We start from the raw sequence: 22,332 nt of genomic DNA, 5'->3' as shown, positions 1-22,332 counted from the left end.
GAACTCGGTTCCCGGTAACGACCGGGATGGTAGTCGGTTCCACCGAATCGCTTACATCGTTGTAAGAACGGGGTGGGCCACGGTACCCGGCGCCGGCGCCGATCGTGGTCCGGACGCCCTAGGACCAGCGGGCGAGCAGGGCGAGGCTGCGCTCGACGACCAGCGCGGTGGCGTCGGCGTCGTACGCCTCCAGGCTGCTGTCGGTGAACAGGTGCGCCGAACCGCGGTAGGTGAACAGCTCGGCGTCGGGCACCAGCCCGACCAGCTCCCGCATCACGCCCAGGTCGCCCCAGGCGTCCTCGTCGTTGACGTGCGCCTGCACCGCCACCCCGGCCGGCCAGGACGGGGAGAAGGCCGTGGCGGGCACCGCGCCGTGGTAGAGCAGGACGGCGAGCGCGCCGGGGCGGGTCTGGGCGAGGTTCTGGGCGGGCATGGCCCCGAGCGAGAAGCCCGCGTAGACGACCCGCTCGGGCAGGCCGGCCACCGCGTCGGCGCCGCGCCGCACGACCACGTCGACGCCGATCTCCTCCACGTGGGCGACGCCGTCCTCCACGGTGGTGAAGGTCCTGCCCTCGAACAGGTCCGGCGCGGTGACCCGGTGGCCCGCCGCGCGCAGCCGGTCGGCGAAGGCGTGGACGCCGGGGGTGAGGCCCTGGGCGTGGTGGAACAGGGCGATGTCGGTCATGGTGGTCCTCGGGGCCGGTGGGCGATGCCGAACAGGGGTCCCCCGCGAGAGGGGACCCCCGTTCTTGATCCTGCCGGCGGGGTACGACATTTCCGGGCCCGCGGCCCGCGCGACCTGAGCGACCCGCGCGACCTAGGCGGCCTTCGCGCCGTCCAGCCCGTCGACCTCCGCCGAGGCCGGTCCGCGGTCACCGCCGAGGCGGTCCTTGAGCACGAAGGCGATCGCCGCCAGCGTGAGCAGGGCGAACGCCGGGTAGGCCCAGCCGACCAGCGACAGCCACCCCGGCCGGCTGATCGTCCAGATCGTCGGCTGCCGGTCGAGCTGGAAGGCGATCAGGTCCCAGAACATGATCGGGCACCACAGCGCCAGCAGCGTCCACCGCACCCACGGCACCACCCGCGAGTGCACCAGCCAGATCAGCAGCGCGCCCACCCACACCCAGTGGTGGTCCCACGAGATCGGCGACAGCAGCAACCCCAGGAACTGCACCACCAGCACCCCGAGCAGCGCGTCGCGCGCCCGCACCGCCACCCGCAGGGCGAGCCCGGCCACCACCACCGACACCACCGCGGCCACGATCCACGGCCACGACATGCCGACGTCGTAGCCGAGGGTCCGGGACAGCGCGCCCCGCAGCGACTGGTTGTGCGCGGTGGCGACCGGGCCCACCCGGTCGGCCGCCCCCAGCAGCTCGAACCAGTAGCGCCTGGCCTGCTCCGCGTCCACCAGGAAGCTCAGGGCGACGCTCACCGCGAACGCCACCACCGACCACGCCGCGGCGGCGAACCGGCGCGTGGCCAGGAAGTACAGCCCGGAGATGGCGGGCACCAGCTTCACACCCGCGGTCAGCCCGATCCCCGCGCCCGCGACCCGGGGGTCCCGGGCCACCATGGCGGCCAGCACCACACCCGCCAGCACCAGGTTGATCTGCCCGAACTCGAAGGTGTGGTAGACGGGTTGCAGCCACAGCAGCACCGCGGTCCACAGGATCGCCCGCCGCCGCCACACCCTCGGCTCCGCGGTCCACCCCGGGCCCGCCACGAGGCGCAGCGACACCCGCACCAGCCAGTACAGGCACAGCCCGGACAGCAGCCGGAAGGTCCACTGCGCCGCCACCCACGGCAGCCACGTCATCGGCAGGAACACCAGCGCGCCGAACGGCGGGTAGGTGAACGGCAGCGGGAAGTCGGGCGGCGAGTGCGGCGAGGTGACCTGGTAGAGGTCGCCCTCCAGCACGTGCGGCGCGAGCGCCCAGTACACGTACAGGTCGATCGTCTCGTTGCCGAACCCGGTGACGATGGTCCAGGTGCGGACGAGCGCGGAGGCGATCAGCAGCCACGGCGCGACGGCCAGCAGCCGCCGCTCCCAGATCACCGGGGCGGACGGGTCAGAGGGCACTGCGCTCGGCCTTCGAGGTCGGGACGGGGGTCGCGCCGGCCTGCCCACCCCCGCGGAGCAGCCTCGGCACCACCGCGAGGGTGAGCAGCCCGAGCGCCGGGTAGGCCCACCCGAGCGCGGCGAGCGGCCACGGCCGGGGGATCTCCCAGATGGACGGCTGCTGGTCGATCAGGAACGTGATGAGGTCCGCGCCGGTCACGACCACCCAGGCCGCGGCGAGGGCGACGGCCCGCCACCCCCGACCCGGCACGCCGTGGACCAGCCACAGCACCAGCGGGATGACCCAGAGCCAGTGGTGGCTCCAGGAGATCGGCGAGAGCAGCAGCCCGAACAGCTGCACGGCCACCACGGTGATCAGGGTGTCGCCGGCCCGGACCGCGGCGCGCAGGGCGAACCCGGTCAGCACCGCGGACACCGCCACCGCGAGCAGCCACGGCCACGACGTGCCGACGTCGTGGCCGAGGGTGCGCGAGAGCGCGCCGCGCAGCGACTGGTTGATCGCGGAGCCCACCGGGCCCACCCGGTCGGCCGCGCCGAGCAGCTCGAACCAGTAGCGCCACGAGTCGCCCGCCGAGGCGGCGAAGCCCAGCGCCACGGTGACCGCGAACCCCGCCACCGACCAGGCCGCGGCCGCGAACCTGCGGGTGACCAGGAAGTACAGCCCCGAGATCGCGGGGGTCAGCTTCAGCCCGGCGGCGACGCCGACGCCCAGGCCGGCCACCGCCTGGCGGGTCGCCACCAGGGCCGCGAAGGTGCCCGCGACCAGCACGAGGTTGATCTGCCCGAAGTCGAGGGTCTTGCGCACCGGCTCGCACCACAGGGCCAGCCCGGTCCACAGCAGCGCCCGGCGCGACCAGGTGGCGTCGTGGGGCTGCCCGGCGCGGGAGGCCAGCAGCCCGAGCGACGTGCGGACCAGCCACCACAGGCAGACCAGCGACAGCACCTGCCACAGGATCCGCGCGGCCAGCCACGGCAGCGCCGACACCGGCAGGAACGCCAGCGCCGCGAACGGCGGGTAGGTGAACGGCAGCGGGAAGTCCGCGGTGAACGGCATGTTGACCGAGTAGAGCTGGTCGCTGAGCAGGTTCGGCGCGAGGCTCCAGTAGACCTTGAGGTCGATCATGCCCCAGTCCGCCGGGTTGCCCAGCCGCCACGCGTACCAGCCCAGCGACAGGACGAGCACCAGCGGCGCGAACCCGAGCACCCTCTCCTCGGCCGCGCGCACCCGATCAGCCACCGGTGCCCCCGCGCCGCCGGGCTTCGGCCACCTCGTCGAGGTCGACGTCCCGGAAGTCCACGTCCCGGAAGTCCACGTCCCGGAAACCCGCGTCCTGGAAGTCGATCTTCTTCAGGTCGGCCAGGTCCTTCAGGTCCACCCCGGTGAGGTCCACGCCGGGCAGGCAGACCCCGGGCGACGCCGCCCCGGCGGCCGCGCCGCGCGCCGGTTCGGGCTCGCGCTGGAGCAGCGCCCGGCCCACCCACACGCCGACCAGCACGGTCAGGGCCAGGTAGGGCCACCACACCCACGGGTTCATCGAGCCGTAGGTCCACCGGGCCACGATCGTGCCGTCGGGCAGGGTGACCAGCACCATCCACACCGAGACGCCCGCGGCGACGGCCAGCCACCTGTCCTGCCAGGCGAACACCGCGGCCAGCGCGAGCGCCCAGGTGAAGTACCAGGGCAGCACCGACGGGGCGAGCACGGAGGCGGCGAGCAGGGCGATCGCGGCGCGCCGGACCGCTTCCGCGCCGCCCTCCCTGGCCAGCCACCACTGGCGGACGAGCACGGCGACCAGCAGGTACATGCCGGCCGACCGGAAGAAGCCCAGGAAGCCCTCGTAGGTGAACACGCCGACGTGGCGGCCGACCGCGTGGTAGCTGAGCTCCGCCACCGCGCAGGGCAGCGACATCCAGGTCAGCAGCGGGGTCTGGGAGCGCAGCACGTCGATCCACCCCAGGTCGACGCCCGCCACCACCGTGGACAGGGCGAAGACGACCGCGAAGGCGGCGCCGCCGGCGGCCGCCCCCTTGAGGAAGCGGTGCCGCGCCGGGCCCGACATCCGCGCCACCCACACCCACACCAGGAACGGGGCGACCAGCAGCGCCGTGGCCTTCACCGCGGCGGCCAGGGCGATCACCGCGAACCCGAGCAGGTGCCTGCGGTCGAGCACCAGCAGCACCCCGGCGGCCATCAGGCCGACCATCAGGATGTCGTTGTGCGCGCCGCCGATGCCCACGGCCACCACCAGCGGGTTGGCCACGGTCAGCCACAGGGCGACCGGGGCGCGCCCGCCGAGGTGGCGGGTGAGGCCCGGGATGGCCCAGGCGAGCAGCACCAGCCCGGCGAGCACGGCCAGGCGCATGAGGATCGCGCCGAGGATGACGTTGTCGCCGACCACGGCGACCGTGGTCTTGGCCAGCAGGAGGAACAGCGGGCCGTAGGGCGACGGCGTGTCCTGCCACAGCCCGGCCACGTTCCCGCTCAGCGGCAGGTCCAGCGCCGACGCGCCGGTCGCGTAGGGGTCGAACCCGCGCAGCGCGACCGCGCCCTGCGCCAGGTAGCTGTAGACGTCCCGGCTGTAGAGGGGGGGTGCGATCACCAGCGGCGCGGTCCAGGCCGCGGCGGTCAGCGCCACCGCCCGGCCGCCGATCCGCCCGGTGCGCACCAGGCGGCCGAGCCGGACCCACGACACCACCATCAGCGCCAGTCCCGCGAACAGGACGGCGAAGGCGAGGTCGTGCCCGTGGCCGTAGCGCATCGCGTTGAGGAACGTGCCGCTCAGCAGCGGGTCCCGGCGGACGACCGCGCCCGCGCCCAGCCCGCCGAAGGTGATCAGCACAGCGCCGAGCACGCCCGGTCGCAGCACCCGCGGGGGCACCTGCCGGACCAGCGTCAGCCACGCGCTCTGCCGGGGAGGGAGCAGTTCCGTCCGCTCGGCACTTCCGCTCAGATCAGCGGTCACAACCGGATCCACCTCGTCGATCCCGGGATCGGTCCGCGTACACGCCGACGGGGCCGGATGTGCGCGGCACCGTCGCTGAGATCAGGGACGTGTGGGGCCATAACCAGGAATCTTGGCACGACAACCCACCGTAGATGACACGGACCGGCCTTTTGACCTCGTCGTTACAAAGCCGTGTGACGATCCCCACTGGGACGCAACCTCGGCGGAACAGGCGCCGGCGGTGCCGACGCGCTCCCCGCGCGGGGGTTCCGCCGACCCGCCGGCAGCGGGTCCGATCTGGCACGACCGGGACCGGAAGCGCAGGTCCGGGCACATTTCCTGCCTGCCGGGCGCGGGCGCGTCGAGGTCACCCGAGTGCATTACCCCGGCGCGATCGGGCTCAAACCGGATCCGGCCGGCGCCTTCGGGCGGAACGCTGTTCGACGAATCAGGTGTCGCCGCGGAAGTGCTCGACATCATGCCTGTGACGAACCGAGCCCTCCTCGCGACCGCGGTGTCACACGGTTGCCGGCGAGGCGCATTCAGCGGGAATCACCCGATCCGCGCAGAAGCGCGTGATTCACCTGGTTGTGTAATAGTTTTCGTGTTGCGGGTGTGGTGTGCCCAGGTCCGTGCGGCCCCGGCGCCCGCCCGGTCGAGCGCCGCGGCCGCGCGCCGTCACACCGGGATCATGCCCGTGAACAGCAGCAGGTTGGGCGAACCCGCGCCGGGGTTGACGACCACGCCCGGCGTGGCGTTGGCGCTCAGCGCGGCACCCACCTGCACCGCCGAGTCGCCCGGGAAGCGGTGCCGCCACAGCGCCGCCGCGCCCGCCGCGTGCGCGGACGCCGCCGAGCCGCTGATGGTCGAGTACGCCGTGTCCGACGTGCCCCACGCCGAGGTGATGTTCACGCCCGGCGCCCACACGTCGATGCAGCTGCCGTGGTTGGAGAAGCTCGCCCGGTTGTCGTTGGCGTCGGTCGCGCCCACGGTCGTGGCGAGCGGGGTGCTGCCGGGGGAGTACGCGCACGCGTCGGCGTTGGAGCCGCCGGACACGACCGAGTAGTGCACGTTCGCGTTGATCGAGGCGGTGATGGCGTCGTTGAACGCCTGGTGCCGCGCCCCGCCGGGCGTCATGAGCGCGACCGCCCGCCGCCCGCCGGCCGCCGCGTCCCTGGTCACCCAGTCGATGCCCTGGATGATCTGCGAGTACGAGCCGGAGCCCTGGCAGTTGAGCACCCGCACGGACACCAGGGTCACGTCCTTGGCCACGCCGGTGGTGCGGCCGCCGATGATGCCCGCCATGTGCGTGCCGTGCCCGTTGCAGTCGTTGCCCGGCGGGGTGACGCCGCCGATCGTGTCCAGGCCCGGCACGGCCGCGCCGTCGAACTCCTGGTGCGTGTAGCGGATGCCGGTGCCGAAGACGTAGGCCCGGACGTCCGACGCGGTGTTGGCGTAGTGGTAGCGGGTGTCCAGCGGCAGGGCGCGCTGGTCGATCCGGTCCAGCCCCCACGACGGCGGGGCGGGCTGCACCCCGAGCGCCTGCGCCGAGAGGTCCACCTCCAGGTCCTGCGCCACGTAGTCGACGCGCGGGTCGGCGGCCAGGCGGCGGGCGGTCGCGGCGTCGGCGCGCAGGGCGAAGCCCGCCAGGGCCGTGGTGTAGGTGCGGGTGACGCCCCGGACGGCGGTGCGCGTCGCCGCCAGGTCCTCGTGCCGCTTGAGCACCACGATGTAGCTGTCGGCGACCGCGTCCGGGTGCCCGCTGTAGAGCACCGGCGCGGCCGCGTGCGCGGGCGGTGCGACGAGCCCGGCTAACAGCGCGCTCGCCACCACGACGTGTCTGGTCCTCATGGCTCCTCCTAGAGCAGGGGTCGGCCGGTGGCCGACTTTCAGGGGAACTCGCCCCTGCACAACAGCACGCCGGACGGAACGCGCGGCAGGGCCGAACAGTGGTTGGTCACACCTCCGTCGTGTTCGGGTCCCCCTGTTGGGCCAAACGGTTGACCACGCCGAGTTCGGGCTAACGCTCGTTCGGGGGACTTCGACAGCAAGGCCACCGACGCGCGCACACCAGGGGGACGCCGCTCATGGCCAGGAAGAAGAACGGGACACCCCGGTCGCTCCGGCAGTTCGTCCGCGCGAAAGGCGCCGGTTACCTGCGCGACCCGAACGTGACGTCCATCGGCATCGGCCACAAGGTGACCGGCGGCCGGGTGACCGGCGAGGTCGCGGTCCAGTTCACCGTGCGGCGGAAGGCCGCGCCGGAGGAGCTGGCCGCGCTGGGCACCGCGCCGCTGCCCGAGGCGGTCGAGGTGGACGGCGTGGCCGTGCCCACCGACGTGCTCCAGCGCGACTACCGCGTGGAGTTCCGGGTGCTGGAGGAGGCGGAGGTCGACCCGCGCAAGACGCGCGTCGACCCCGTGGTGCCCGGCGTGAGCGTGGGGCACGTGCGGGTGTCCGCGGGCACCGTCGGCTGCGTCGTGCACGACCGCGAGGACGGCACCCCTTACGTGCTGAGCAACTGGCACGTCCTGCACGGCCCGCAGGGCGCGCTGGGCGACGACGTGGTGCAGCCGGGCGCGCACGACGACAACCGCACCGGGCGCAACCGCCTCGGCCGGCTCGTCCGGTCGCACCTGGGCGCGGCGGGCGACTGCGCCATCGCCACCGTCGAGGACCGCGGGTTCGCCGCCCACATCCACGGGCTGGGCGTCGCCGTGGACCGGCTCGGCGAGCCGGACCTGGGCGACAAGGTCGTCAAGAGCGGCCGCACGACCGGTGTGACGCACGGCGTCGTCCGGCGCGTGGACGTGCTCGCCGAGATCGACTACGGGCCCGGCGTCGGCCCGCGCGAGATCGGGTGCTTCGAGATCGGCCCCGACCGCGCCAAGCCCGCCCCCGACGGCGAGATCAGCCGGGGCGGCGACTCGGGCGCGGCCTGGGTGTTCAGGTCCGCCAACGGCAAGCCGGGCCGGACCCTGGCCGGCCTGCACTTCGCCGGCGAGGCGGCGGACAGCCCGGACGAGCACGCGCTGGCGTGCCTGCCCGGCTCGGTGTTCGAGAAGCTGGGCATCTCGCTCACGCCGCCCGGGACCGCGCACCCGGAGCGCCCCGCGTCGCGGCCCGGCTTCGACCCGAATTTCCTCGGCGCGGATTTCCCGGGCACGGCGGTCGGTCTGCCGGTGCTGGGGGAGCGGGCGCGGGCCGACGCGGTCGAGCTGGACGGCGTGCCGGTGATCGACTACACCCACTTCTCCCTCGCCCAGTCGAAATCCCGGCGCTTCGCGTACTGGGTGGCCTGGAACATCGACGGCGGCGACCTCCGGGACATCAGCCGCACCGGCATCCCGTTCGTCCTCGACCCGCGCGTGCCCGCCGAGCACCAGGTCGGCGACGAGCTCTACCGGGACAACCGGCTCGACCGGGGCCACCTGGCGCGGCGCGCGGACCTGCTGTGGGGACCGGACGCGGAGCGGGCCAACGTCGACTCGTTCTTCTTCACCAACATCACCCCGCAGGTGGACGACTTCAACCAGAGCTCCCGGCGGGGCCTGTGGGGGAGGCTGGAGGACGCGGTGCTCGCCGACGCCGAGGCGGACCGCCTGCGCGTCAGCGTCTACGGAGGCCCGGTGTTCCGGGCGGACGACCGGGTCTTCCGCGGCGTGGCCCTGCCGCGCGAGTACTGGAAGGTGGTCGTGTTCGCCTCGGGCGGCGCGCTCACCGCGCGGGCGTTCCTGCTCACCCAGAACCTGAACCAGCTGGAATCGCTGGAGCTGGACGAGTTCCGGGTGTTCCAGGTCGGGGTGGCCGAGGTGGAGCAGCGGTGCGGGTTCGCCTTCCCGGACGCGGTGCGGACCGCGGACGCGCTCGTCGTGCCGTCGTCGGCCGACGAGCGCGCGCCGCTGGAGGACCTGGGCGACATCCGCTGGTGACGGCGGTCAGGCGCCGTGCACGGTGAGGGTGGTCGGCCCGGACACGGAGGCCACCCCGCCGACCAGGCACTGGAGGACGTTCGGGGTCACCAGGGTGATCACCTGCTCCGCGCCCGCCGGCGCGAACCCGCCCGCGGTGATCACCCCGGTGTTGGTCACCACGACCTGACCGGCCACGGCGCTGGAGGTGACGTTGTACTGGAACGTGCTGGGCGCCTCCGTCCCGCCCCAGGTGAACGTGCGCAGCGCCGACCCGGAGTCGAACAGCGCCAGGCAGGACGCGGTGAGCGGGAACGTCTCGGCGTAGGTGGCGGTGACCGCGCCCGGGTTCGTGCAGGTGGTGTAGACGCCGCTGACGGTGACGGTCGTCGGCCGCGCGGTGAGGGTCAGCGGCGGGTCGAAGGTGGTCACCTCGGTGCCCACGCACACCTGGTCCAACCCGGCCGCGTGCGCGGGCGCGGCGACCGACGCGGTGGCCACCGCGGCGGCCAGGACCGACAGGAGCGCCGCGGCGCGGCGGAGCGGTCTCGACGACATCATGGTTTTCGTCTCCCTCGACGACCGGTGGTGGGGCGGCACCCGGTGAGTTCGCCACGCCCGCCCCGCCGTTAGCCGACCGGGCCGCGCACCACCCGGTCGGCGGTGCGGTGTTCCGCAGGACCGCCGGCTCCCGGCCGGGGGTCGGGCCGCGAGCCCCGCCGCCGCGGCTCGCGGAGGCCCACCGGGGCGCTCCCCGGCCGTCCCGTCAACGGACGTCCACCAGCTCGTGCCCCTCCGCCGTGCGGCTCATCAGGAACACCGTCTTCCGCACGGCGTTGCCCTGCGTGTCGTAGGACAACCGCCCGCTGGCGCCCTGGACGGCGGTGAAGTCCCTGATCGAGTCGATCACCGCCCACACGTCCCGGGCGGTGACGGCCTCCTTGCGGTCCGGCTCCACGGCGTTCTGCACCAGCGTCGTCGCGGTGAACACGGCGTCGTAGGACAGGACCTCGCCGTCGTCCGCCGGCTGCGCCGCCGACGCCCCGTCCCGAGGTCCCAGGAAGCGCTCGACGCCGGCGTCGGTCATCGCGTCGGGGGGGATCGAGCCCTCGGGCTTCGCCCGGACCAGGTCCAGGGCTTCCCACAGGTCCGGCGGGGCGAGTTCGGTGTTGATGATCTCGATGCCCTTGTCGAGCGCCTCGGTGAAGTTCTTCCCGGCGACCTGGTCCTCCGTGGGGCTGTCGTCCCCGCTCAGCACGACCAGGTCCGGGGCGATGTCGCAGTAGACGTCGCTCAGCGCACCCACGAACGCGCTGAGGTGCAGACCGCGCCCGGCGAAGTAGATGACCTCGGCCTTCTCCGAGCAGATGTTGAGCCAGTGGTTCCGGAACGTGCCGCTGACCTCCCCGAGCCCGCTGTTGTAGAACAGCGGATCGGCCACCTGGCCGCCCAGGCGGCCGAACTCGACCTCGAAGGTCTCCTTGAGGTCGCTCGGGTAGGGGTCGCCCTCCTTCTCGTCCGTGATGATGACGGCCTTCGGCTTCTCCGGGCCGGTCGAGGCGCCCGGTAGCGGGGCCGCGGTGCTCCCGGTCCCGGGAACGCCCCTGCGCGAGAGCTTCCCGCGGGCTATCTCCGCGGCCTTCTCGGCCGCCACCACGGCCTGCTGCGAGTTGTTCGGCGCGGGGCGGAGCAGCCCCCGGATGCCCTGCAACGTGCTGGAGGTCAGGGTGGAGGCGACCATGGGGACCTTCTCCTTCGCCAGGGCCCGGATGGCGTCGGTCACCTTCGTCAGGCTCTGGCCGAACCCGGTGACCGCGACCAGGTTGTCCGGGGTGTCGCGCCTCCGGAGGAGCTCCTCGACCGCCTTCGGCCAGTGCTCGAACCCGTCACCGGCGTTGGCCAGCAGCAACTCGACCCGGGGGAGGTGGCCGCGGTCCTCGTTGTGGGCGGCCTGGGCCCGCAGCGCGCCTTCGAGCTGCTTGCGGAGCTGCGTCGGCGGTTCGATCGCGTGGTCGCCCGGCGTCAGGTTGAGCAGCACCGCGATGCCCACGTGGTGCTCGTCGTCCTGCCTCGCCCCGGCGTTCGCCTCCCGCAACCGCACCGCGACGTCGCGCAGCTCCTCGTGGCCGAAGTCGTACACCCGATCGGTGTCGGCGACCCCGACGCACTGGCCGTCGACCGGCGTCAGCCCCACCTGGTCGTCGCAGACCGGTTCGTGCGAGGGCCAGGCCCACACGACGATCGCGGCGGCGACCACGACCGCCGCCGCGCACCAGGCGACCACCCGTCGCGCGGTCCACCTCGGGCGGGCGTCGGGAATCTCCACTCGGGTCACGGCACGTCCTCTTCCGTCTTCAGGGGTTGGGGCGGTGGGGCTGCCTGCGCGCTCGTTCCTCGTGCCACTCGGCGGCCTCCAGGAACGCCATGTGCCCGTCCTGGGCCTGGCCCGCGACCTGCCTCAGGTGCGAGGCGGTCTGCGCGTGGTGGTCCGCCCACCGGTCCACCAGGTGCGGGTCGTTGGTGGCGCGCCACGCCGCCACCAGCGCCCCGACCGGCGAGCGGGAGGCGGCGTCGTGGTCCTCGCCCGGCGGGCAGGGGCAGGTCGCGACGGTCTCGACCAGGCTCAGCCACCGCCGTCCCGAGCCGTTCACCAGGCGCTCCTCCAGCTCCGCCACCACCCGGTCGACGTCCCCGGAGGCGTACCCGTGGTACAGGGCGCCCGCCTCGTCCCGCCGGCGTTCCGCGGACCCGGCGAGCCGGGTGAACACGGCGCTCCACCCGTCCGGCGCGTCCGCCGGCCGCTCCGCCAACCGCCGCAGCAGCAGCAACCGGGCCAGCGGGTGCATCGTCCGCGTCCCGGCCGGCCCGTCGCACGGCCACACCGCCGGGGTGAACGCCCGGGTCCTCTCCCGGAGGATCCCGTCGTTCATCAGCGCGGCGGCCTCCGCCTGGTTCCTGGCCGCCGCGCACGTCACCGCGTCGTCGGCCTTGTCGACCTTCTTCTGGAGCAGCCGGTCCAGGAGGTACTCCGACAGGGGGACGGACCTGCCGGGAGGCCGCGTCCCGAGCAGCCGGGCGGGCCGGACGTCCTCCGGCGTGACCGCGGCGGCCCGGACCAGCTCGACCGTCGCCTCCAGGTGGCCCGCGGTCACCGCGAGCACGTCGTGCGCGACGGGCTCCCGCAGCTCCTCGGGCACCCCCGCGCCGGCGGCCACGCGCCGCACCTGCGACTCGGTCAGCCCGGACAGCGGCAGCGGGGTCCACGCCCCACCGGAGGAGGGCTCCCCGCCGCCGGGCCGCCCCCCGTCCGGGCCGTCGTCGAGCACCGCCGCGCGGCCGGTCGACCGCAGCCGGTCCACCAGCTCGCGATCGCCCACCGCGACGAGGGTCATCCGGGCCGGCCGGGCCCTCGTCACGACCCTGCCCCACGTCCGCACCAGGGCGGTGGCCCCGACGGGGTCGTCCACCACGACCACCGGGTCCACCAGCTTCGGCTTGGCGTGCGCGTTCGCGTGCGCGTCGAGGTCGGTCAGGAACGACCGCAGCACGATGTCGTCGACCTCGGCGTGGGCCTCCGGGACGTCGCGGCGGGACAGGGCGTCGACCTCGCGCAGCTCGGCGGGCCGGACGGCCCGGTCGAACCTCGGCCGCAGACCGAGCCAGTTCCGCCCGGTGAGGCGGGAGGTCAGCACGGGGACCACGTGGGCCCACGCGGTGAGCTGCCTCTTCACGAGCAGCTCGTGCAGGGCCGCCGACATCGCCGTGGGCGAGGCCAGCTCCGCGATCAGCGCGTCGGCGCCCGCGCGACCGGGCAGGACCTTGAACAGCACGGCGCAGCACCCCAGGAACCCGGCGAAGTCCCACCGGCCCCCGCCGTCGACCAGCCTGACCGCCGCCTCCAGCAGCAGGTCCGGCACCGGGCGGGAGCGGTGACCGGTCTCCTCGGTGAGCAGGGCGTTCGGCTGCCCCTTGGCCTCCAGCTCCCCGCACACCAGCCGGGCGAACCGCGTCCGACCCGACCCCGGCGGCCCGTGGAGCACGGGGGCGGTGGTGCGGTCCTGCCGGGTCGTCGCGTCCGGCGCGCCGTGCACGACGACGGCCCGGACGAGGTTGAACGCCCGGTCGTCCTCGTCCGGCGGGATGTCGAGCGGCGCGGGTTCGACGGCCCCGCCGGGGGCGGCGCGGCGCGGTGTCGACGGCCTCGGGGTCCCGCTGCCGAACAGGCACAACCAGGCGCCGATGGTGCCGTCGCGCACCACGTCGGAGAAGGGCTCGAAGTCCTGCTGGCTGGCGACCGCGTCCTCGTGGATGACGTTCCCGTAGAAGTCGTCGGACGCCACGAGGGCCAGCACGAACCCCGATTCCTTGAGCTTGTGCTTCACGAACGGGGCGTCCCGGATCCGGGTCGCGTGCTCCACCGCCTTGGAGACGTGGGAGACGCCGAACGTGGTGACCTCCCCGTAGTGCAGCGCGATCCTGAGCCGCAGGGTGGCTTCCTCGTTGGCCACCGAGTTGTACCGCAGCAGCCGGTTCTTCAGCTCGTGGACGAACCTGTCGGCCAGCCGGATCTTCGGGACCGAGGCGTTCACCAGGATCTGCCAGCCGTCCCCGCGGTCGAGGAAGTCGCACCTGTCCGGGGCGATGTCCGCCGCGGCGAAGGACTCCCGGAGGAAGTCGTGCAACCCCTCGACCATCCGCACCTTGTGCGGGGTCCGCCGGGTCTCCGCGCTGGAGTCGGCGATGTCCACCGAGACGATGGAGGAGTGCATTGGCTCGGAGTGGCCCGACATGAACCGTCCCTCCCGTGGTCCCGTACCTCGACCCGGTGCCGTCCACCAGCGTGACAGCGGGTCTGCCGTGAGTTCTGCGTCATCTGACCCACACGACCCGGACGGGTCTCAACCCGGTGCCGTCGGAAGGCCCCCACGGGCGGGCCTCACCGGCCGCCACGTCGTTCCTCCTCCTGGGTGAGGAACGACGTTAGGACCGCGGTCCGGCGCGGCCCCCGCAAATCTGCGGCCTTCCACGATCGGGCCCGACCACCCCGCGCGAGTCGTACGTCCAGACCCACCGTGTCGTACGTTCCGGACCCCCGAATTCAACGTTCAGGTACCCCTCGGCGGGCTTGGTCGGGCAACGACGGTGTGCGCGAACGTAGAACTCGGGGGTCCTGGACGTACGACACGGTGGTCCTGGGCGTACGACTCGCGCGGTTTGGGGGGTTTGGGTGGGGCGGCAAGTGCGGAACCGCCGTCGTCCCCGGCCCGCCGTCAGTAGAGTCCGGGGTGACGTGATCTCCAGCGGAGGAAGCGATGAAGACGAACATCACCTGTCCGTGCGGTGAGCGCATCATCGGCCAGGACGAGGACGACCTCGTGGCGAAGACCCAGCAGCACCTCAAGGAGAACCACCCGGGGCACGACTACTCGCGCGACGAGATCCTGTTCATGGCCTACTGAGCCGGGAGGGTCTCACCCGGCCGGGTGAACGTGCGCGGGCGGCGGCCGGGTGAGCGCCCTATGGTCCACCCGGGAGGTCCGCCGTGGTCCACCAGGCCGAACGAACCGGGGTCCGCCGGGGCGCGCGCAACGCCGTCGTCGCGGTGATCATGCTCGGCATGCTGCTCGCCGCGCTGGACCAGACCATCGTGGCGACCGCGCTGCCGACCATCGTCGGCGACCTGGGCGGCGGTGGCCACCTGTCGTGGGTGGTCACCTCCTACCTGCTCGCCGAGACGATCATGACCGCGCTGATCGGCAAGTTCGGCGACCTGTTCGGGCGCAAACCGGCGTTCCTGGCGAGCGTCGCGCTGTTCCTGGTCGGCTCGTTCCTGTGCGGCTGGGCCGACTCGATGACGTGGCTGATCCTGGCGCGCGCGGTGCAGGGCCTGGGCGCGGGCGGGCTGATGGTGACCTCCGCGGCCGTCATCGCGGACGTGGTGCCGCTCGCCCAGCGCGGCAAGTACCAGGGGTTCATCGGCGCGGTGTTCGGCGTGGCCACGGTCGTCGGGCCGCTGCTCGGCGGTCTGTTCGTGGACCACCTGAGCTGGCGCTGGGCGTTCTACGTCAACCTGCCGCTCGGCCTGGTGGTGCTCGCGGTCGCCGCGGTCGCGCTGCCGACCGGTCGCACCACCGCCCGCCCGCGCGTCGACTACGCCGGCATCCTGCTGATCGCCCTGGCCGCCACCGGCCTCACGCTGGTCACCTCGTGGGGCGGGGTCGAGTACCCGTGGTCCTCCCCGACGATCCTGTGGATGGTCGTGGGCTCGGTGGCCGCGCTGGTGGCGTTCGTGCTCGTCGAACTGCGCGCCGAGGAGCCGATGCTGCCCATGCGGCTGTTCCGCAGCCGCGTGTTCACCGTGTGCACGATCCTCAGCTTCGTCGTCGGCTTCGCCATGCTGGGCGGCGTCACGTTCCTGCCGACATACCTCCAGTACGTGCACGGCGCGTCGGCCACCCGGTCGGGCCTGGAGATGCTGCCGCTGGTCGTCGGCCTGCTGGCGGCGTCGGTCACCACCGGCACCATCATCGGCAAGACCGGCCGCTACCGGGTGTTCCCGCTGGTCGGCAGCCTGCTCATGGTCGCCGGGATGCTCCTGCTGTCCCGGTTGGGCGTCGGCACGACGTTCTGGGAGGCGTCGGTCTCCATGCTCGTGCTCGGCCTGGGCGTGGGCATGTGCATGCCGGTGACCATGGTGGTCGTGCAGAGCACCAGCAGCTACGAGGACCTGGGCGTGGCCACGTCCGGGGTCAGCTTCCTGCGCACCCTGGGCAGCTCGTTCGGCGTGGCGGTCTTCGGCACGATCTACGCGGGCAACCTGCCGGACCGCCTGGCCACCGCGGTCCCGCCCGGCGTCGACCCGCGCGTCGCGACCGACGTCCAGGCCCTGCACGCCCTGCCGGTCGAGCAGAAGGCCCCGATCATCGCCGCCTACGCCGACACCCTGCACACGGTGTTCCTGTCCGCCGCGCCCGTGGCCGCGGTCGCGTTCGTGGTGGCCCTGTTCCTGCGGGAGGTGCCGCTGCGGGACACCGCGCGCGCCGCCGCGAACGAGGTCGGCGACAACTTCGGCGAGCCCCGGACCTGGAACTCCGAGCGGGAGCTGGAGAAGCTCGTCGCCCTGGTCGTCGGCCGGGAGCGGCGCGACCCCACGCCCGACGTGCTCACCGCGTCGGACGTCCCGCTCACCCACGCGCAGGCGTGGCTGGTGGTCCGGGTGTTCCGGCAGAGCGTGGCCGGCGGCGCGGCCGACCTCGACCGCCTCGCCGAGGAGACCGGGGTGCCGGCGGGGGTGTTCGAACCGGTGGCGCGCCAGCTCCAGACCCGCGGCTACGTGGTCGAGGACGGCGGTCGGTACCGCTTCACCCCGCAGGGAACCGAGGTGTTCGCCCGGTTGGTGGACGCCTGGCGGTGCTGGCTGCTGGTCAGGCTGGACGACTGGAACTGCGACGCACCCGGGTTCACCGCGGCGGTGGACCGCGTGGCGACCGAGCTGACCACCACGGGCCGCGCCCTGTCGGCCCGGCACCCGGCGGCGGTGTGACCGCATTTTGCGGAAATGGCCCCTGTTCGGTGTGGAACAGTTGCTCCTGCGGTGAGCGGGGGGCGACGATCCCTCCTTCGTCGACGCTCGTCGCGATCCGGCTTCTGCGGTGGACGGGGGATGGTCGCATGGTCACGGATCTCGGTGCGGGCACCGCCCAGCTGCGCTTGCAGGGCGACCTGGTCTCCGCGCTGGAGCGCTGCGAGTGCCTGCGCACCGAACGCGGGCGGGCGATGCTGGTGGGTCTGCTCTCGGACCTCTTCGGCGAGTCGGTGCCCCTGGAGGGGCAGGAGGCCCACCTCCAGCTGCTGGGCCTCGTCCGCTGGTGCTGCCGCCGCGGTGGCGGCCTGGCCGCCCTGGTCGACTGCCTGTCGGTGCTGGAGCCCCACGCGCCGGAGATCGCCCTGATCCTCGACCTCGGCGACGAGTGGACGGCCTGCCGGGCGCTGCCCGCACGGGACTGGGACCGGTTCGCGCAGGTGCTGCGGTCCGTGCGGCTGGCCGACGACCCGGCCGAGGAGCTGCGCCTGCTGCGCCGGCTGGCCGCCGTCGCCAGCGCCGGCCGCTGCGACGACATGCCGGCGCGGTGCCGGTCGGTGTGGTCGGTGTTCCTCCACCTCGCCGACCACAACGCCGGCCCGGACGCGCTGCCGCCCGCCATGGTGTTCGTGGACTGCCTCGCCGGCCGGGTCGGGGACAGCGCGCTGGCCGACGAGCTGCGGCGGTACAACTGGCGGTGGGCGGAGCGGTTCGAGGTGACGGACCTGGTGGAGCGGGCGGACTGGCGCGCCGAGCCCGGTGCCCGGCAAGCCGACGTGGTGCACCTGGTGTTCGAGGTCGACCCCGCCCCGGACGACCCGGAGAAGGTCGTGTTCTCGCACTGGCGGTACTGGGCCGGGTCCGACGGGAGCGGCCCCGGCGGGAACACCGCCCGCCGCGGTGACGCCCAGGTCCACCGGGCGGACCTGGAGGCCGAGGTCGACACCGTGATCGCGGAGCTGGAGGTCGAGCTGGGCACCACGGCCGCGGGCGCGCGGGTCAGCGCGATCGTGGTCGAGTTCACCCTGCCGTGGGAGATGATCAACACCCCGGTGGAGTTCTGGCGGAAGGCGTCGCTGTCCGACATCGCCGTCCCCCTGGCGATGGATCACCCGGTGGTGGTGCGCAGCCTGGACCGGATGCGCGCCCAGCGCTACTGGCTGGCGTGGAAGCAGCGCTGGAGCACGATGTCGGGCGAGCAGGTCCCGCCGAGGCTGTACTGGAGCGACGCCAACGGCGGCTGGGACCTCACCGGCATGGCGGTGGAGCTGAAGGACACCTCGATCGTGTCGCTCGTGCTCAGCGAACCCCCGGGCGACCGCCGGAGCCGGGCCTGGCAGGAGGCGGCGCTGGCGTTCCGCGCGGGTATCCCGATCATCATCTGGGACCGCGAGGATTGCTCGAACCCGCGTTTTCGGGAAGCCGTGACCGAGATGTTCGAGGCGGGCGGGGTGCACGGGCTGCCCCACCGGTTGGCCGAGTTGCGCACCGAGGCGTTGCGTTCGCGTAACGCGGTTGAGCCCCACGCGGGTCGCAGTCTTGCCGTATTGTGGGATGACGCAGAGCGTCTACCGGAACCGCTGACCTACGGGTGGGGTTCGCAGGGAGGGATCTGAGGCATGTCCCACCGACGCGCGGCGGATACCGGGGATTTATCGGTCGCCTATTCACCGCGACCGCCCGCGCGGACGAGCCGCGAGCGCGGTGGGACGACAGCCTGTTCGATGCGGATTTGCGGGGTGTGCGGCTCGCCGCGGTCGATGATGACTGATTCAGGTGAATATTCGCGTCAATCGCCCCGTCGATCCGGGAGGCGGTGACCGTGGGCGCGCTCGATCAGGGCGCCGACGGCAGAGCGGCGACCGGTCCGGGCGCCCCCGGGTGGACCCCCGACCGGGTGCGGGAGGCGCTCGCGCCGCTCGTCGGCCGCGCGCACGGGCTGGTGGTGGCGGTCGACGACGGTCCCGCCATGGCGATCTGGGCCCCCACCGTCGACGACGTCGTCGGGGCCCTGCGCGGGTCGGGCGTGTTCGGCTCCGTCACCACGTGCGCCTTCGGCCCCGACGAGACGGGACGGGTGGCGCTGCGCGACCCCGACGCGGGCCACGTCCTGGAGCCCGCCGGCCGGCCCCTGGTGCTCGTGTTCACCGACGCCGTCGACCCCGGCTGGCGGTCCGGCCCGGCGTGGGCGGGCCTGCGCGAGCTGGGCGCCGCGCACTCGGTGGCCGTGGCCAGCCCGCTGTCCTGGTCGATGGCCCGCCGGACCGGCCTCGACCTGCACCGGGTGCGGTTGAGGGCCCCCGAGCCGGGAGCGCCGAACACCACCCAGGAGTGGGCACCCCAGGCGGACGTGCCCGGCCTGTACGACGACCTCGGCGACGTGGTGCCCGTCTGCTTCACCGGGCTCGACCTGCCGGGGCTGCGGAGGTGGGCCGAGCTCACCGCCGCGACGGGCTGGACGGACGCGGGCGCGGCCCTCGTGCCCGCCGGGGCGGACCCGGCCGGGGTCGAACCGGCCCGCCGCGGCGAGCCGCTCACCGCCGTGCGGCTGGTCGCGGCCTACCGGGCGTCCGCGTCGAGGTCCGCGGCCGCCCTGGCCGTGCACTTCGCCACGGCCCCGCTGGAGGTGGCGCTGCTGGCGCGCATCCAGGAGCACCTGCTCCCCGACGCCGGCCCGGCCGCCGTCGCCGAGTTCCTGGGCGGTCCCCTGGTGGTGCCGCCGGCCCGGGACGCCCGCGTCGACCCGGGCCGGGCGAGGTTCGACTTCGCGGTCGAGGGGGTCCGCGAGGAGTTGCTGGCGCACGGCCGCCGCAGCGAGACCGAACGGGTGTTCCGACTCGTGCGCGAATACCTGCACGAGCACGAGCCGGAAATCGCCGCGACGCCCTTGTCCGCGGACGAGGAATTGGTGCGGGCCGTGGGTACCGTCATCGCGGCGCCCCGCCACGTGGTCGAGGTGGACCGGGCGGTGCACCGGGCCCTGTCGGGTATTTACCTGCGCTATTCCACTCCGATGGACCCGGCGTTCCCGGCCCGCGGTGATCGCGGTAAAAAAGACGGCACTGGAGTCTTGCATTCGGATGAGCGTGATCGAACACTTGTTCGAACGGGGGCTGATGGTGACCAGCGAAACGCAGGAGGAGTAGACGTGACCTCGACCGTCGACCGCGAAGAAAGGAGCAAGAGCCTCACCGCGCCCGTTTTTGGTGGCCTGCCACCCCGGAACCCGAATTTCACCGGGCGGACGGACCTCCTGGAGGAGCTCGGGCGGCGGCTGGTCCGCGGCTCGACCGCCGCGGTGCTCCCGGAGGCGCTGCACGGCATGGGCGGTGTCGGCAAGTCGCAGCTGGCGATCGAGTACGCCTACCGCAACCGCGCCAAGTTCGACGTCGTGTGGTGGATCCCGGCGGAGCGCTCGGTCAAGATCGTGGACTCGCTGGTGGAGCTGGGCCAGCGGCTGGAGCTCAACGTCGGCTCCGAGGCCAACGTCGCCGTGCAGCAGGTGCTCGACGCCCTGCGCAGCGGCAGCCACCCCAAGGTCCCCGCCAACTGGCTGCTCATCTTCGACAACGCCGACAGCCCCGGCGCCGTCCAGCGCTACCTGCCGACCGGCGGCACCGGACGCATCCTGGTCACCTCGCGCAACTCCCAGTGGCTCAGCGTCGCCCGCCCCCTGGAGGTCGACGTCTTCCGGCGCGCCGAGAGCGTGCAGCTGCTGCGCCGCCGCGACCCCGACCTCACCGAGGTGGACGCCGGCCGGCTGGCCGAGGCGCTGGGCGACCTGCCGCTGGCCGTCGCGCAGGCGGCCGCGTGGCGCGTGGAGACCGGCATGCCCGCCGCCGAGTACCTGGAGCTCCTGGCGGAGAAGCAGCTGGAGCTGCTCGACGTCACCACGACGCTCGACTACCCCAAGTCGGTCGCGGCGATGTGGGACCTCTCCCTCAGCGAGCTCAAGCGCAAGAACCCCTCCGCGCTGCGGCTGCTCCAGATGTGCGCGTTCCTGGCCCCGGAACCGATCAACCGCACGATGTTCACCTACAACAGCCGCAACATCGTCGACGTGCCGCCGGAGCTGTCGCGCGTCCTGCGCGACCGCCTGCGGCTCAGCGAGGCGATCCGCGACATCCACCGCTTCGCCCTCGTGCGCGTCGACCACCGGACGAACTCGATCGAGCTGCACCGCCTGGTCCAGGCGGTGCTCATCAGCCAGATGAACGAGGACGAGCGGGCCACCATGCGCCACGCCGCCCACCAGATGCTGGCCGCGAACGACCCGGAGTCGCCCAACGAGCCGGACAGCTGGCGCAAGTACGCCGACCTGAGCGCCCACCTGGCCGCGTCCGACGCCTACGAGTGCGAGTCCGAAGGGGTTCGGGCGCTGCTCTACAACCAGGTGCAGTTCCTCTACCGCTGGGGCGAGCACAACCGGAGTCTGGAGCTGTCCGAGCGGATCTACCGGATCTGGGTCGAGCGCCTGGGCGAGGAGCACCAGGACACCCTGCGGATGGGTCGCTGGTACGGCTTCATGCTGTGGGTGCAGGGGCTCTACGCCGAAGCGGCGTCCCTCAACCAGGTCCTCGTGGAGCGGCACCGCGACGTCTTCGGCGAGGAGCACGAGGAGACCATCGCGGCGATCCGCGCCGTGGGCGCGGACAAGCGGGCCAAGGGCGACTTCCCCGGCGCGCTGGAGCTCTCCCGGGGCAACTACGAACTCTGCGTCCGCTACCTGGGCGACGACGACCCGGTGACCTTGGTCGAGGCGCACAACCTCGGGGTGAGCCTCCGCCTCGCGGGCGACTACCGGTCGGCCTACGCGCTGGACGTCGACACCTGGGACCGCAAGGTCCAGATGTACGGCCAGGAGCACGAGATGGCGCTCATCACCCAGATCAGCCTCACCCTCGACAAGCGCGAGCTGGGCGACTACCACGAGGCCCGCGTCGAGCACGAGGAGATCGTGCGCGCCTACCAGCGCCAGAGCGAGGAGCGGCCGCTCAACCCGATGGAGCTGCGCGCGGTGCGCCACCTCGCGGCGATGCGCCGCAAGGCGGGCGACCACGAGGGCGCGATGGCGGCGGCGGACACCGCCTTCGAGGGCCTGAAGCTGCGGTACGGCCTCGACCACGCGGACACGCTCGCGGCCGCGCTGGCCAAGTCCATCGAGATGCGCCACCTCGGTCGGCACGGGAAGGCCGCGCAGCTGGCCCAGGAAACCCTGATCCGGTACGCGAAGACGCTGGGTCCCGAGCACCCGCACACCCTGGCCGCCGCGGTCAACGTGGCGATCCTGCGGCGGCTGGCGGGCGATCCGCAGGGCGCGCGGGAACTCGACGAGACCACCCTGGAGAGCTTCCGCGCCCGCTTGGGGCCCGACCACCCGTTCACCCTGATCACCACGATCAACCTGGCGAGCGACCTGCACGACGCGGGTGACGCGCAGCGGGCGTTCGAGCTGGGCGGCGAGGTGCTGCGCCGGGCGGTCGAGGTGTTCGGCGCGGACCACCCGACCACGCTGACCTGCCAGGCGAACCTCGCCCAGGACCTCCGCTCGCTCGGGCGGGAGGAGGAGGCGGACGCCCTGCACCAGCGGACCCTGGACGCCCTGCGCGACCGGCTGGGCGACCGCCACCCGGTGATCGCCCACCTGGACGAGCGCCGGGCACGGGCCAACTGCGACATCGACCCGATGCCGTTGTGAGCGCCATGGCGTGATCGACGAGGTGCACCAGGGGCGGGCGCCGGTCCGGCTCGTCCCCGCGGACAAGAGGAAGTACCGCGGTCACCACCGCGCCGACCGTGCGGTGCCCCGGC

The 22,332-nt window shown here is 73.2% G+C and carries 13 protein-coding genes; 5 read left to right on the top strand and 8 right to left on the bottom strand.

Annotated features, from left to right (window positions below; all coding sequences use genetic code 11):
- Positions 1-118: 118 nt before the first annotated feature.
- The 5 genes from Q5530_RS20155 to Q5530_RS20135 all read right to left on the bottom strand — a co-directional run bounded on the left by Q5530_RS20155 (position 119) and on the right by Q5530_RS20135 (position 6,879).
- Positions 119-685 (bottom strand): dienelactone hydrolase family protein, encoded by a 567-nt coding sequence (locus Q5530_RS20155; RefSeq protein WP_415364231.1) that lies wholly within the window; start codon positions 683-685, stop codon positions 119-121.
- Between the two features lie 132 nt (positions 686-817).
- Positions 818-2,083 (bottom strand): glycosyltransferase 87 family protein, encoded by a 1,266-nt coding sequence (locus tag Q5530_RS20150; protein ID WP_415364230.1) that lies wholly within the window; start codon positions 2,081-2,083, stop codon positions 818-820.
- On the bottom strand, positions 2,073-3,320 hold the full coding sequence (locus Q5530_RS20145; RefSeq protein ID WP_415364229.1) for a mannosyltransferase: 1,248 nt from the start codon (positions 3,318-3,320) through the stop codon (positions 2,073-2,075). Before Q5530_RS20145 ends, Q5530_RS20150 begins: the two co-directional genes overlap by 11 nt.
- Positions 3,313-5,046, bottom strand: coding sequence for a polyprenol phosphomannose-dependent alpha 1,6 mannosyltransferase MptB (gene mptB / locus Q5530_RS20140; protein ID WP_415364228.1), 1,734 nt, complete (start codon positions 5,044-5,046; stop codon positions 3,313-3,315). Before mptB ends, Q5530_RS20145 begins: the two co-directional genes overlap by 8 nt.
- A gap of 660 nt (positions 5,047-5,706) precedes the next feature.
- Positions 5,707-6,879, bottom strand: coding sequence for a S8 family peptidase (locus tag Q5530_RS20135; protein WP_415364226.1), 1,173 nt, complete (start codon positions 6,877-6,879; stop codon positions 5,707-5,709).
- A gap of 236 nt (positions 6,880-7,115) precedes the next feature.
- Here Q5530_RS20135 and Q5530_RS20130 point away from each other — a divergent pair, with 236 nt between their 5' ends.
- Positions 7,116-8,960, top strand: coding sequence for a DNA/RNA non-specific endonuclease (locus Q5530_RS20130; protein ID WP_415364225.1), 1,845 nt, complete (start codon positions 7,116-7,118; stop codon positions 8,958-8,960).
- A gap of 6 nt (positions 8,961-8,966) precedes the next feature.
- Here the strand turns inward: Q5530_RS20130 and Q5530_RS20125 are convergent, their stop codons facing one another.
- The 3 genes from Q5530_RS20125 to Q5530_RS20115 form a co-directional block, all read right to left on the bottom strand.
- Positions 8,967-9,500 carry a hypothetical protein gene (locus Q5530_RS20125; RefSeq protein ID WP_415364223.1) on the bottom strand — a complete coding sequence of 178 codons (534 nt, stop codon included), beginning with the start codon at positions 9,498-9,500 and terminating at the stop codon, positions 8,967-8,969.
- Between the two features lie 205 nt (positions 9,501-9,705).
- A complete protein-coding gene (locus Q5530_RS20120; protein ID WP_415364221.1) occupies positions 9,706-11,274 on the bottom strand; it encodes a hypothetical protein in 1,569 nt (522 codons plus the stop codon).
- A gap of 19 nt (positions 11,275-11,293) precedes the next feature.
- Positions 11,294-13,708, bottom strand: coding sequence for a hypothetical protein (locus Q5530_RS20115; protein WP_415364220.1), 2,415 nt, complete (start codon positions 13,706-13,708; stop codon positions 11,294-11,296).
- Positions 13,709-14,251: 543 nt separating this feature from the next.
- On the opposite strand from Q5530_RS20115, the gene Q5530_RS20110 reads away from it, so the two are divergent.
- From Q5530_RS20110 to fxsT, 4 genes are all read left to right on the top strand, one after another.
- Complete coding sequence (locus tag Q5530_RS20110) at positions 14,252-14,398, top strand: hypothetical protein (protein ID WP_380635365.1); 147 nt, start codon at positions 14,252-14,254, stop codon at positions 14,396-14,398.
- 149 nt (positions 14,399-14,547) lie between these two features.
- Positions 14,548-16,482, top strand: a complete 1,935-nt coding sequence (locus tag Q5530_RS20105; RefSeq protein ID WP_415364568.1) for a DHA2 family efflux MFS transporter permease subunit — start codon at positions 14,548-14,550, stop codon at positions 16,480-16,482.
- A gap of 128 nt (positions 16,483-16,610) precedes the next feature.
- A complete protein-coding gene (locus Q5530_RS20100) occupies positions 16,611-18,137 on the top strand; it encodes an effector-associated domain 2-containing protein (protein ID WP_415364218.1) in 1,527 nt (508 codons plus the stop codon).
- 206 nt (positions 18,138-18,343) lie between these two features.
- Positions 18,344-22,219: an FxSxx-COOH system tetratricopeptide repeat protein gene (gene fxsT / locus Q5530_RS20095; RefSeq protein WP_415364217.1), complete on the top strand. Its 3,876-nt coding sequence runs from the start codon at positions 18,344-18,346 to the stop codon at positions 22,217-22,219.
- The last annotated feature ends 113 nt before the right edge of the window (positions 22,220-22,332 follow it).

The sequence above is a fragment of the Saccharothrix sp. BKS2 genome (genome assembly GCF_047689505.1).
GTDB classification, from domain to species: Bacteria; Actinomycetota; Actinomycetes; order Mycobacteriales; family Pseudonocardiaceae; genus Actinosynnema; species Actinosynnema lopnurensis.
Note: the sequence above shows the minus strand (reverse complement) of the source record. Positions and strands in the feature narration are given on the sequence as shown.

Excerpts from the sequence above, each read along its gene's own strand:
- Q5530_RS20130 (WP_415364225.1), top strand. The coding sequence starts at position 7,116 with ATGGCCAGGAAGAAGAACGGGACACCCCGGTCGCTCCGGCAGTTCGTC.
- Q5530_RS20100 (WP_415364218.1), top strand. The coding sequence starts at position 16,611 with ATGGTCACGGATCTCGGTGCGGGCACCGCCCAGCTGCGCTTGCAGGGC.
- Q5530_RS20135 (WP_415364226.1), bottom strand. The coding sequence starts at position 6,879 with ATGAGGACCAGACACGTCGTGGTGGCGAGCGCGCTGTTAGCCGGGCTC.
- Q5530_RS20110 (WP_380635365.1), top strand. The coding sequence starts at position 14,252 with ATGAAGACGAACATCACCTGTCCGTGCGGTGAGCGCATCATCGGCCAG.
- Q5530_RS20155 (WP_415364231.1), bottom strand. The coding sequence starts at position 685 with ATGACCGACATCGCCCTGTTCCACCACGCCCAGGGCCTCACCCCCGGC.
- Q5530_RS20115 (WP_415364220.1), bottom strand. The coding sequence starts at position 13,708 with ATGCACTCCTCCATCGTCTCGGTGGACATCGCCGACTCCAGCGCGGAG.
- Q5530_RS20125 (WP_415364223.1), bottom strand. The coding sequence starts at position 9,500 with ATGATGTCGTCGAGACCGCTCCGCCGCGCCGCGGCGCTCCTGTCGGTC.
- Q5530_RS20105 (WP_415364568.1), top strand. The coding sequence starts at position 14,548 with ATGCTCGGCATGCTGCTCGCCGCGCTGGACCAGACCATCGTGGCGACC.